Source organism: Spongiactinospora gelatinilytica, from assembly GCF_003236385.1.
Classification (GTDB): Bacteria; Actinomycetota; Actinomycetes; order Streptosporangiales; family Streptosporangiaceae; genus Spongiactinospora; species Spongiactinospora gelatinilytica.
The window spans coordinates 1-11,456 of sequence record NZ_POUA01000257.1; the positions used below are offsets into that span (position 1 = coordinate 1).

Sequence of the window (11,456 nt, forward strand, 5' to 3'; positions counted from 1 at the left end):
GGCGCCGGCGGAGCCGACGCAGTTGCCCCAACCGGCCCAGCCGTCGCCGATATCGGACTTCATGACGTTGTCACAGGTGTACGTGTCGACGAGGGTCGTCGTGGCGCTGGCGGCCGGTGCCGAGAACAGTGCCGTTCCGATGGCGGCGGCGGCGATCAGCGGGAGAGATAGCGCGCGGGGTATCACAGCTTCTCCTCTTGACTGGTGACATGACCTACTTACGGTGCAGGATCGAACTATTGCCCGATAAGTCCCGTGGCCGCCAGAAGATCTGTCCCCGCGCGCACCAAGCTATAACTCGACATTCACCCCTAATTCACGTCCATTATTGCTCATTTTGACCGGGCATCAAGAGCCGACATAAGCCGCGAGGTGTTCGCCGGTGAGGGTGGAGCGGGCGGCGACGAGGTCGGCGGGGGTGCCCTCGAAGACGATCTGGCCGCCGTCGTGGCCGGCGCCCGGGCCGAGGTCGATGATCCAGTCGGCGTGGGCCATGACCGCCTGGTGGTGTTCGATGACGATGACCGACTTGCCGGAGTCGACGAGGCGGTCCAGGAGGCCGAGGAGCTGTTCGACGTCGGCCAGGTGCAGGCCCGTGGTCGGCTCGTCGAGGACGTAGACGCCGCCCTTTTCGGCCATGTGGGTGGCCAGCTTGAGGCGCTGCCGTTCGCCGCCGGACAGGGTGGTGAGCGGCTGGCCGAGGCTGAGGTAGCCGAGGCCGACGTCGGCGAGGCGGTGCAGGATGGCGTGCGCGGCCGGGGTGCGGGCGTCGCCCGCGCGGAAGAACTCCTCCGCCTCGGTCACCGACATGGCGAGGACCTCGCTGATGTCACGGCCGCCGAGGTGGTGGTCCAGTACCGAAGCCTGGAACCGCTTGCCCTCGCACTCCTCGCAGACCGTGGCGACTCCCGCCATCATCGCCAGGTCGGTGTAGATGACCCCGGCGCCGTTGCAGTTGGGGCAGGCGCCTTCGGAGTTGGCGCTGAACAGCGCCGGCTTCACGCCGTTGGCCTTGGCGAACGCCTTGCGGATCGGGTCGAGCAGCCCGGTGTAGGTCGCCGGGTTGCTCCGCCGCGACCCGCGGATCGCGGTCTGGTCGACCGACACCACGCCCGCGCCCGCCGGGATCGACCCGTGTACCAGCGAACTCTTGCCGGACCCGGCCACGCCGGTGACGACGACGAGGACGCCGAGCGGGATGTCCACGTCCACGTCCTGGAGGTTGTGCGAGTGCGCGCCGCGGATCTCCAGCTTGCCGGTGGGTGTCCGCACCTTGTCCTTCAGGGCGGCGCGGTCGTCGAGGTGGCGTCCGGTGAGGGTGCCGCTGGCCCGCAGCCCTTCGACGGTGCCCTCGAAGCAGACCGCGCCGCCCGCCGTACCGGCGCCGGGCCCGAGGTCGATCACATGGTCGGCGATCGCGATGGCCTCCGGCTTGTGCTCCACGACCAGCACCGTGTTGCCCTTGTCGCGCAGCCGTAGCAGCAGGTCGTTCATCCGCTGGATGTCGTGCGGGTGCAGGCCGACGGTGGGCTCGTCGAAGACGTACGTGACGTCGGTGAGGGATGACCCGAGGTGGCGGATCATCTTGGTCCGCTGCGCCTCGCCGCCGGACAGCGTGCCGGAGGGCCGGTCGAGCGAGAGGTACCCCAGGCCGATCTCCACGAACGAGTCGAGGGTCTGCTGCAACGTCGCGAGCAGCGGCGCCACCGAAGGGTCCTCGATGCCGCGGACCCATTCGGCCAGGTCGCTGATCTGCATCGCGCACGCGTCGGCGATGTTGACGCCCTTGATCCGCGACGACCTGGCCGCCTCGTTGAGCCTGCTGCCGCCGCACTCGGGGCAGGCGGTGAAGGTGACCGCCCGGTCCACGAACGCCCGGATGTGCGGCTGCATCGCCTCGCGGTCCTTCGTTAGGAGCGACTTCTGGACCTTGGAGACCAGGCCCTCGTAGGTGAGGTTCATGTTCTCGAACTTCACCTTGACCGGCTCGCGGTACAGGAAGTCGTGCAGCTCCTTCTCGGTGTAGTCGCGGATCGGCTTGTCGGGGTCGAGGAAGCCGGACGAGGTGAAGATGCGGACCATCCAGCCGTCCGCGTTGTAGCCCGGGATGGTGATCGCGCCCTCGGCCAGCGACTTGCTGTCGTCGTAGAGCTGGGTCAGGTCGATGTCGTTCACCCGGCCCATGCCCTCGCAGCGCGGGCAGGCGCCGGCAGGCAGGTTGAAGCTGTAGTGGAAGGACGGCCCCGCGCTCGGCTCGCCGAGCCGGCTGAAGACGATCCGCAGCATCGCGTTGGCGTCGGTGGCGGTGCCGACGGTGGAACGGGAGTTGGCCCCCATCCGCTCCTGGTCGACGATGATCGCCGTGGTCAGCCCCTCCAGCAGATCGACCTCCGGCCGCGCCAGGGTCGGCATGAAGCCCTGTACGAAGGCGCTGTACGTTTCGTTGATCAGCCGTTGAGATTCGGCGGCGATCGTACCGAACACCAGCGAGCTCTTCCCCGAGCCGGACACCCCGGTGAACACCGTCAGCCGGCGCTTCGGAATCTCGACGCTGACGTCCTTCAAGTTGTTCTCACGCGCGCCTTGCACGCGGATCAGATCATGGCTGTCGGCGGCGTGCAGCGCGGGCGACTGCGTGTCCGGCCTGATGGGCGTACTCATGGTGTCTCCATCCTGGTCTGGGGGTAGCGTTCGCGGTCTCCGCCAGCGTCGCCTCGCTAGATTTAACCAGGTCCGGGCGCTATGTCGGGTTTTTTTACGGCCGATGGCTCAGCGGATCTCCTGAACGCGGATCATGTTCCCGGCCGGATCGCGTACGGCGTAGTCGCGCACGCCGTACGGCTGCTCGGCCGGCTCCTGGACGATCTCCGCCCCTCCCGCCTTGACCCGCGCGAAGCTGCCGTCGAGGTCGTCGGTGGCCAGCAGGATGCCCGCGTAGGTGCCCTTGGCCATCATCTCGGCGATGGTCCGGCGCTCGTCGTCGGTGACACCCGGGTCGGACGCCGGCGGTTCCAGGACGATGGACGTGCCGGGCTGGTCGGCCGGGCCGACAGTGATCCAGCGCATCCCTTCGTATCCGACGTCGCCACGGACCTCGAAGCCGAGGACGTCCCGATAGAAGGCCAGCGAGGCGTCCGGGTCGGTGTGCGGGAGAAAACTGGCATTGATGCTGATGTCCATGCAGGCCAGGCTAGGCGCCCCCGGCTGAGCGGCGCTTCTCGAATCCTGACCGGTCCAGCGCATACCGGTCGGCGGAGGGCGACTCAGCGGAGGGCCGCTCAGCGGAGGGCGGCGAGGTCGAGGATGCGGGGGCGAGCCGGCGGGCGGCCTGTTCGGTGAAATGGACGCCGTCGGCGCGCAGGCGGGATGGGCCGTCGTCGGGTGGGCAGGGCGGAAGGCGGTTCAGGGCGGAGTCCCAGTTCGCGTACAGGCGGGCGGTCCATTCCGCGGTGCCCGCGTGGAAATGCGGCCCAGCGCGGCCGGCAGAGCGGCCGGTACGGCACGGCGACGGCACCGGCGATCAGCGCCCAAGCCGGCCGGCGGACGTCGCGGCCTTCTCCGCGGTCGTCAAGAAATTGCGTCCCCATGAGAAACGGCCATGCGAGCGCCGCCGTGGCCTGCCGTCGATGACCTCCACACGCTATGTCGCGGACCGGAAGAGCGCGGCTAACCATAGACCTCGGCTATGCGCCCGTCGTGGCTGGGGATCACCTCGCACGAAAGGCTCGCGATGTACTCGAAGGTCTCGAAACACTCGATCACATTCGTGTGAATGGTCGGCGGCACGCTGTCCCGCCAGTCCTCCGTGTTCCAGTTCTCGTACACCCCGAGCGCGTCGCCCGCGATCAGATATCGCCCGTCGCCGGTCTCCACGAGCACGCCCTGCGACCCCGGAGTGTGCCCCGGCAGCGGCACCACGGTGACCCCCGGGCAGATCCGCTGTTCGCCGGTCACGGTCTCGATGCGGTCCCACGCGGCCATCCACGGAGCCTGGAGGCCGGGCAGTTTCTCGTACGCCCTGCGGTGGATCGGCAGCGGATCGATGGCGTATTCGAGTTCCTTCTTGTTCACCAGCACGCGCGCATTGGGGAGCATCCCGTTGTTCGAGCAGTGGTCCCAGTGCAGATGCGTGTTGACCACGGTGTCGAAGTCGGCGGGGTCGTATCCGTGCTCGCGCAGCACGATCGACGGCTCGCTGTCCGGGTCCCTGGCGAAGTCGTACGGGTGGTAGCGCCGCACGTACTCCGGGTCGAGCGTGCCGCTGTCCACCAGGATCAGCCGGTCGCCCGCCTCGACCACGAACATGAACATGATGATGTCCACGGTCTCGCCGTGTGGATGCCCGTACACGGCGGCCTCCATCGGCACGTTCCTGGACCGCCCGACCCGCAGTGGCCTGATCCGCGGGCTCACCGGGCTGTGCGAGCTCACACGGCCACCTCCATCTCCAGTTCGGCGGCGAGCTTTCGCAGGTCGGCCAGGGTCTGCTCGGGCAGCCTGATCCCTTCGGCCAGGTTGCGCGCCGCCGTGCGGTCCTCGATCTCCCACGGGTAGACCACCTCGCCCGTCCCGCCCGCGGGCGGGTTGGACTTCAGCTCGCGCACCAGCTCCGCCATCCGCTCGGTGAACTCGGCGGGCGGCATGAACGCCGCGATGTCCATGGCCAGGTACAGGTGCCCGGACCTGCTGCGCTCGTTCGGCTGGTACGGCCCGGCGACCTGGGTGCCGAAGCCGCTGCCGGTCAGCACGCCCGACAGCACGTCCATCATCAGCGAGATCGCGTAGCCCTTGTGCGCGGCCATCGGCAGGATCGTCCCGGCGATGGCCGCGCTCGGGTCGCGGGTGGGGTTGCCCTCGACGTCGATCGCCCAGCCGTCCGGGATCTGCTCGCCCCGGTTGCGGGCCAGGTAGATCTTGCCGCGGGCCACGGCGGTGTTGGCGATGTCCAGCACCATCTGCCCGTCGCCTTCCAGCGGCACGGCGACGGACCACGGGTTGCTGCCCACCGCCTTGACCCGCCCGCCCCACGGGGCCATGGCCGGGCTGGAGTTGGTGGTCAGGATGCCGACGCAGCCCTTCGGCGGGGCCATCCTGGTGAAGTGGGCGGCCATGCCGAAGTGGCCCGAGTTGCGCACGGCGACCGCGCCGATGCCGTGCCGCGCGGCGCGCTCGATCGCCTCCCGGGCGGCGTGGGCGGCGATGACCTGCCCGATGCCGTCGTGGCCGTCGATCGTCGCGACCGCGCCCGCGTCGATGACGGTCTCCGGCGTGGTGCGCGCCCGCATCGCGCCCGAGCGCAGCCGCGCGACGTACCAGGGCAGCCGCAGCAACCCGTGCGACTGGTGCCCCCAAAGGTCCGCCTGGACGAGGCAGTCGGCGACCAGGCGGGCGTCCTCGGCGGGCACGTCATGGGCCAGCAGGATGCGCGCGGCGGTGTCGGCCAGCAGGTCCGCGGGGACGGGCGGGGGTGCGTCGTCCTGTGTCACCGGTCGCCGTCCTTGGCGGGCTCCAGCAGCACCAGGCGCTCCTCGGTCATGTCCCTGGCCGCGTACTTCGGCCCCTCGGTGCCGTAGCCGCTGTCCTTGACGCCGCCGTAGGGCATCAGGTCGGCGCGGGTGCTCGACGTGGAGTTGATCACGACGCCGCCGACGCGGAGCCGCTTGGTGGCCTCCAGGGCCTGGTTCAGGTCGCGGGTGAAGATGCCCGCCTGGAGTCCGAACGGCGTGTCGTTGACGACCCGCAGCGCCTCGCCGAAGTCCTTGAACGGCATCACCGACACGACCGGCGCGAAGATCTCCTCGCAGACCACCCGGGCGTCCGAGGGGACCTCCGTCAGGATCGTCGGGGCCATCGCGACCCCGTCACGCCGACCGCCGTGGACCAGCCGGGCCCCCTGGGCGACGGCCTCGTTGACCCACTCCTCGGCCCGCTTGGCGGCGGCCTCGCTGATCATCGGGCCGATGTCGGTGGCCGGGTCCTCGGGGTCGCCGACCACCATGGCGGAGGCGGCGGCCGTCAGGTGACCGAGGAACTCCTCCAGGATGTCGGCGTGGACGTACAGCCGCTGCACGGACGTGCAGACCTGGCCGGCCTTGCGGAACGCGCCCCTGGCGCACTGCTCGGCCGCGTCCCGTACGTTGGCGTCGGCGCACACGATCGTCCCGGACACGTTGCCGCACTCCATCGTCGCCCGGCGCATGCCGAGGCGGGCGGAGATGGCCTTGCCGGTCGCGGTGCTGCCGGTGAAGGTGAAGAAGTCCACGCGTTCGTCGTTGACCAGGCTCGTCCCGACCGGGTCGCCCGGACCGAGCAGCAGCCCGATCAGGCCCGGCGGCAGACCGGCCTCCAGCAGCATCGAGCACAGCGCGGCCGCCGCGATCGGCGTGAACGGCGACGGCTTCACCACGACCGCGTTCCCGGCGGCGAGCGCCGGGCCGACCTTGTGCGCGACGGTGTTCAGCGGCGAGTTGAACGGCGTGATCGCGCCCACCACGCCCACCGGGAACCGCACGGTGAACGCCATCCGGTGCGCGAACCCGGGGGCCGCCGCGATCGGCACCATCTCCCCGGTGATCCGCTTGGCCTCCTCGGCGGAGGTCCGCATGGTCTGCACCGCGCGGTCCATGTCGCCCAGGCAGTCCTTGAGGGTCAGGCCGGACTCCCGGCAGACCGAAAGGGCCAGCCGTTCCTTGTCGCGCGCGATCGCGTCGGCGACCTTGGACAGGATCTCGTAGCGCTGATAGGGGTCCAGCGGGGACTCGCTCGCCTTGCGGGCGGCGGTCACCGCGTCCGTGACCTGGGCGGGGGTCGCGTCGTGCGCGATGGCGAGGACCTCGCCGGTGAACTTGTGCAGCACCTCGCGCCCGGTGCCGTCGAAGTGCCACTCGCCGTTGATCAGGTTTCCGATGCGGGGGACAGCGCTCACTGTGCCCCTCCTTCCAGCTCATTGGTGGTGCGCAGCGGGGGCACGGCGTCCGTCCACCGCGCGCACTGCTCGTAGGCGTGCCCGATGCGCAGGGCGAGGGCGTCCTGGTGGCGCGCGGTCACGATCTGGAGCCCCACCGGCAGGCCGTCGCCGGTGAAGCCGCAGGGCACGCTCAGCGCGGGCTGCCTGGTCATGTTGAACGGATAGGTGTACGGCGTCCAGGAGGCCCACACCGCCGACGGCGAACCGTCGGGCTGGTCGCGGCCCGCCGCGAACGCCGTGATCGGGGTGGCCGGGGTCACCAGCGCGTCGTAGCGCTCGTGGAACCGGGCCATCCGGATGCCGAGGTCGTTGCACACCGCCAGGGCGTCCAGGTACGCGGACACCGAGGCCGCCCGCCCGCTCTCGCCCGACCGCAGCAGCCCCGGATCGACCCGCGACAGGTCGGCGTCCCGGTACCGGTCCAGCGTCTTGGCGGCCCCGGCGCACCACAGGAGCTGGAACGCCTCGATCGGGTCGGCGAAGCCGGGATCGACCTCCTCGACCTTGGCGCCGAGGTCGGCCAGCACCTCGACCGCCCTGGTCACGGCCGCCTCGACCGCGGGGTCGTTGCGGCCGTAGCCCAGCGTGCGGGAGTAGGCGATGGTCAGGCCCGAGATGCCGGCGTCCAGGCCGTCCACGAACGAGGCCGAGGGCGGCGGCAGCGCGGCCGGGTCGCGCGGGTCGTACGCGGCCACCACGTCCAGCATCCCGGCGACGTCCGCCACGGTCCTGGCCATCGGCCCGCGGTGCGACAGCAGCCCGTTGTTGCCCCGCGGGTACATCGGGATCAGGTCGCCGGTCGGCTTGAGCCCGACCGTCCCGGTGAACGCCGCCGGCAGCCGTACCGAACCGCCGCCGTCGGTGCCCATCGCCCAGGCGGCCATCCCGGTGGCGACCGCGACCGCCGACCCGCCGCTCGACCCGCCCGAGGTCAGCGCCGGGTCCCACGGGTTGCGGGTGACGCCGAACCCCGGCGAGTCGGTGACGCCCTTCCAGCCGAACTCCGGCGTCGTCGTCTTGCCGACCAGCACCGCGCCCGCCTCGCGCAGCCGGGCCACGCTCGGCGAGTCGTCGTGCCAGGGCCCTGCGGCGTCCACCAGCAGGCTGCCGCGCAGAGTCGGCCAGCCCCGGGTGAGCAGCAGGTCCTTGACCGCGACCGGGACGCCGTCGGCCGGGCCGAGCTGGGTCCCGGACATCCAGCGCGCCTCCGACTCCGCCGCCGCCCGCAGCGCCGCGGGCGGGTCCACCAGCACGAAGGCGTTCAGTTCGCCGTCGTGCGCGGCGATGGCGTCCAGTGCGGTCTTGGCGGCCTCGACCGGGGACAGCTCCCGCCGCCGATAGGCCCGGACCAGTTCGGCGGCGCTCAACCGGCCGGGGTTCACCGGACCGCGGACAGGTCGAGGTCGAGGTCGGTGAGCGCGGCCACCTCGTCGGGGGTGAAGCCGGGGGCGACGTACTCCATCCGGAACTTGGCGCCGTCCCAGCGGAACACGCCGAGGTCGGTGACCACGATGTTCACGCAGGCGCGGCCGGTCAGCGGGAAGTCGCACTCCTTGACCAGCTTCGGCTTGCCTGCCGAGTCCAGGTGCGTCATCAGGACCATCACGGTGGTGTCGCCCGCCACGAGGTCCATCGCGCCGCCGATGCCGCCACCGATCATGTCGGGGGTGCTCCAGTTGGCCAGGTTGGCCTGCCCGTCCACCTGGAACCCGCCGAGCGCGACGAAGTCGACGTGGCCGCCCCTGACCATCTCGAACGACGTGACGCTCTCGAAGAACGACGCGCCGGGCGTGAGGTGGACGTACTGGCCGCCCGCGTTGTAGATCTCCGGGTTGTAATCGTCGCGGGTGGCCATCCCGCCGTAGCCGAGCACGCCGTTCTCCGAGTGCAGCACGATGTCGCGGCCCTCGATGTAGTTGGAGATCAGCGTGGGGATGCCGAGGCCGAGGTTCATGTAGCTGCCGGGCGGGACCAGACCGGCGGCCAGCTCGGCCATCTTGTTGCGGGTCAGCGCGGGCTTGCCGTTGTAGGAGCGGGCGCTGTCGGCGCCGCGGCCGGCGCGCGGGGTGGGGAAGTCGTGCGGGACGTCCACGGTCCGGACCACCACGCGGTCCACGAACACGCCGGGCACGCCGATGGCCTCCGGGTCGAGTTCGCCGTCCACGATCTCGTCCACCTCGGCGACGGTGATCTTGGCGCCCTTGGCGAAGGCCGGCATGAAGTTGCGGCCGACGCCGGTGAACTGGAGGTTGCCGTACCGGTCGGCGCGGGCCGCGCGGATCAGCGCGTAGTCCACCTTGAGCCCGTACTCAAGAACGTGTTCCACGCCGTTGATCGTGCGGGTCTCCTTGCCCTCCGCGATGGCCGTGCCGACGCCGGTGAGCGTGTAGAACGCGCCGATGCCGGCGCCGCCGGCCCGCAGCCGTTCCACGAGGGTGCCCTGCGGCACCAGCTCGACCTCGATCTCACCGGCGGCGATCTGCTGCTCGGCGGCCGAGCGGGCCTCGCCCGCCCGCGCCGAGAACGACACGATCAGGCGGTTGACCTGGCGGTTCTCGATCAGCGTGTTGGACCGGAACTCGCCGGTGCCCAGGGAGTTCGCCACGATGCACAGCCGCCGCGCGCCCTGCCCGCGCAGCGCGACGGTGAGGCTGGTCGGGAAGCTGTGCGTCATGCCGAACCCGGCGATGGACACACTGGAACCGTCCGGGACGTCGGCGACCGCCGCGGCGGGGGATTCGTAGACTTTGTTGATTGCCATGGCCTGGTACCTCTTCTGCGGTCGGTCGGCGTCAGCGGGGGGCGGGACGGAACCGGGGGAGCGCGCTGCCCTCGCCGGTGTCCTCGAAGACGACTTCGACGGGGTCGCCGATGGCGACCTGTTCCACGTCGCAGTCCACGATGTTGGTCATCATCCGGGGGCCTTCGTCCAGCTCCACGTACGCGAGCACGTAGGGCGTGACGCCCTTCCAGTCGCCGCCGGCCTTGCGCACGACGCTGAAGGAGTAGATCACCCCGCGCCCGCTCAGCGGCTCCCAGGTGGTCTCCTGGCTGTGACAGAACGGGCAGATGGGCCGCGGATACCAGATGTACTGCGCGCAGTTCGTGCAGCGGCGGGTGATGAACCGGCCCTCCGCCGTCGCGGCCCAGAACTCCGCGCTGTCGGGATTGATGGTGGGAACCGGCGTCGGCAACGCCGTGTTCGACCGGACCTCGCTCATGCGTCCTCCCTGCCCAAGATCATCGTGGCGCTGCGCATCCGGGTGCCCAGGTCGCCGCCGTTGCCGTGTACGAGCGCGATCTCACAGTCGGGGATCTGCACTCCCGCGTTCGCCTCACCGCGAAGCTGCCGGACCGCTTCAATGATCTTGGTGATGCCGCCCCGGTGACCGGGGTGGTTGTTGGCGAGGCCGCCCCCGTCGGTGTTGAACGGGAGCCTGCCGTGCGGGGCGACGAGCGTGCCGTCCTGGACGAACTCGCCGCCCTTGCCCTTCTCGCAGAAGCCGAGATCCTCCAGGATCTCCAGCACCGTGATCGTGAAGCTGTCGTAGATCGAGACGTAGTCGATGTCGGCCTGCGTCACGCCCGCCTGCTCGAACGCGCGCGGCCCGGACCACACCGCCGGGGTGTAGGTCAGGTCGAGCTTGCCGCCGTTGACGATCTTTCCGGCCTCGCCCTGCCCGAGGACCTTGACCGCCCGGCGGTCCAAAGTGCGGGCGATCTCCGGGCTGGTCACCACGACCGCGCCGCCGCCGTCGGTGACGACGCAGCAGTCGCCGCGGCGCAGCGGGTCGGCGATCAGCGGGGAGTTGACCACGTCCTCCACGGTCAGCGCCTTGCGCAGGAAGGCGTTGGGGTTGTGCGAGGCGTGGATCGACGCGGCCACCTTGATCTCGGCGAGCTGCGCGCTGGTGGTGCCGAACTCGTGCATGTGCCGGCGGGCGGACAGCGCGTAGGAGGCGACCAGCCCGGTCACGCCGAACATCCGGCCCTCGAAGCTCTCCTCCGGCGTCAGCGGCCCGCCGCCGCCCGGCTGGATGCCGGTCCGCGGCTTGCCGGCCAGCGCCACCAGGGCGATCTCGCACTTGCCCGCGGCGATCGCCGCCGCGGCGTGCGAGACGTGGTAGATGGGGGAGGCCCCGCCGCTTTCCGTGGAGTCCATGTACGTGAGGTTGCGCAGGCCGAGGTACTCGGCCATGGAGATCCAGCCGCCGCCGTAACCGGGCGCGTCGTGGCCGACGAAGAAGCCGTCCACGTCGTCGAGCGTCAGCCCGGCGTCGGCGACCGCGCCGAGCGCGACCTCGGCATGGACCTGGGCGAGGGATTTGTCGGGGAGTTCACGTCCCGGATGCTCGTAGGCCCCGACGATCACTGCGTTTCCCCGGGTGTTCATCTCGTTCCTCTCATCTGCGCTGGGCGCCTTCGTGGGATTGCCGCGGGCCGCTTAGCACCACGGCGTTGTGCTGGCCGAGGGCTGTCTCTTATACAC

10 protein-coding genes are annotated in these 11,456 nt (G+C 70.5%); all 10 read right to left on the reverse strand.

What is annotated here, in order from left to right:
- A partial coding sequence (locus tag C1I98_RS44365) for a hypothetical protein (RefSeq protein ID WP_233508207.1) occupies positions 1-186 on the reverse strand: 186 nt, incomplete at its 3' end.
- Positions 187-348: 162 nt separating this feature from the next.
- The gene (locus C1I98_RS26715; RefSeq protein ID WP_111170184.1) at positions 349-2,661 is read right to left on the reverse strand and encodes an ATP-binding cassette domain-containing protein; all 2,313 of its coding nucleotides are present in this window, start codon (positions 2,659-2,661) and stop codon (positions 349-351) included.
- A gap of 108 nt (positions 2,662-2,769) precedes the next feature.
- The gene (locus C1I98_RS26720; RefSeq protein WP_111170185.1) at positions 2,770-3,180 is read right to left on the reverse strand and encodes a VOC family protein; all 411 of its coding nucleotides are present in this window, start codon (positions 3,178-3,180) and stop codon (positions 2,770-2,772) included.
- Between the two features lie 486 nt (positions 3,181-3,666).
- Positions 3,667-4,431 carry an N-acyl homoserine lactonase family protein gene (locus tag C1I98_RS26725; RefSeq protein WP_111170186.1) on the reverse strand — a complete coding sequence of 255 codons (765 nt, stop codon included), beginning with the start codon at positions 4,429-4,431 and terminating at the stop codon, positions 3,667-3,669.
- Complete coding sequence (locus C1I98_RS26730) at positions 4,428-5,486, reverse strand: Ldh family oxidoreductase (RefSeq protein ID WP_111170187.1); 1,059 nt, start codon at positions 5,484-5,486, stop codon at positions 4,428-4,430. Before C1I98_RS26730 ends, C1I98_RS26725 begins: the two co-directional genes overlap by 4 nt.
- Positions 5,483-6,925 (reverse strand): aldehyde dehydrogenase family protein, encoded by a 1,443-nt coding sequence (locus C1I98_RS26735; protein ID WP_111170188.1) that lies wholly within the window; start codon positions 6,923-6,925, stop codon positions 5,483-5,485. Before C1I98_RS26735 ends, C1I98_RS26730 begins: the two co-directional genes overlap by 4 nt.
- On the reverse strand, positions 6,922-8,334 hold the full coding sequence (locus C1I98_RS26740; RefSeq protein ID WP_233508208.1) for an amidase: 1,413 nt from the start codon (positions 8,332-8,334) through the stop codon (positions 6,922-6,924). Before C1I98_RS26740 ends, C1I98_RS26735 begins: the two co-directional genes overlap by 4 nt.
- A gap of 11 nt (positions 8,335-8,345) precedes the next feature.
- Entirely contained in the window at positions 8,346-9,728 is a 1,383-nt protein-coding gene (locus C1I98_RS26745) for a 3-oxoacid CoA-transferase (protein ID WP_199537238.1), read from the reverse strand.
- Positions 9,729-9,759: 31 nt separating this feature from the next.
- The gene (locus C1I98_RS26750) at positions 9,760-10,188 is read right to left on the reverse strand and encodes a Zn-ribbon domain-containing OB-fold protein (RefSeq protein WP_111170190.1); all 429 of its coding nucleotides are present in this window, start codon (positions 10,186-10,188) and stop codon (positions 9,760-9,762) included.
- Positions 10,185-11,360, reverse strand: coding sequence for a thiolase domain-containing protein (locus tag C1I98_RS26755; protein WP_111170191.1), 1,176 nt, complete (start codon positions 11,358-11,360; stop codon positions 10,185-10,187). Before C1I98_RS26755 ends, C1I98_RS26750 begins: the two co-directional genes overlap by 4 nt.
- Positions 11,361-11,456: the final 96 nt, after the last annotated feature.

What these genes read in the sequence shown, in the direction of transcription:
- C1I98_RS26755 (WP_111170191.1), bottom strand. Translation starts at nt 11,360, where the DNA reads ATGAACACCCGGGGAAACGCAGTGATCGTCGGGGCCTACGAGCATCCG.
- C1I98_RS26745 (WP_199537238.1), bottom strand. Translation starts at nt 9,728, where the DNA reads ATGGCAATCAACAAAGTCTACGAATCCCCCGCCGCGGCGGTCGCCGAC.
- C1I98_RS26750 (WP_111170190.1), bottom strand. Translation starts at nt 10,188, where the DNA reads ATGAGCGAGGTCCGGTCGAACACGGCGTTGCCGACGCCGGTTCCCACC.
- C1I98_RS26715 (WP_111170184.1), bottom strand. Translation starts at nt 2,661, where the DNA reads ATGAGTACGCCCATCAGGCCGGACACGCAGTCGCCCGCGCTGCACGCC.
- C1I98_RS26720 (WP_111170185.1), bottom strand. Translation starts at nt 3,180, where the DNA reads ATGGACATCAGCATCAATGCCAGTTTTCTCCCGCACACCGACCCGGAC.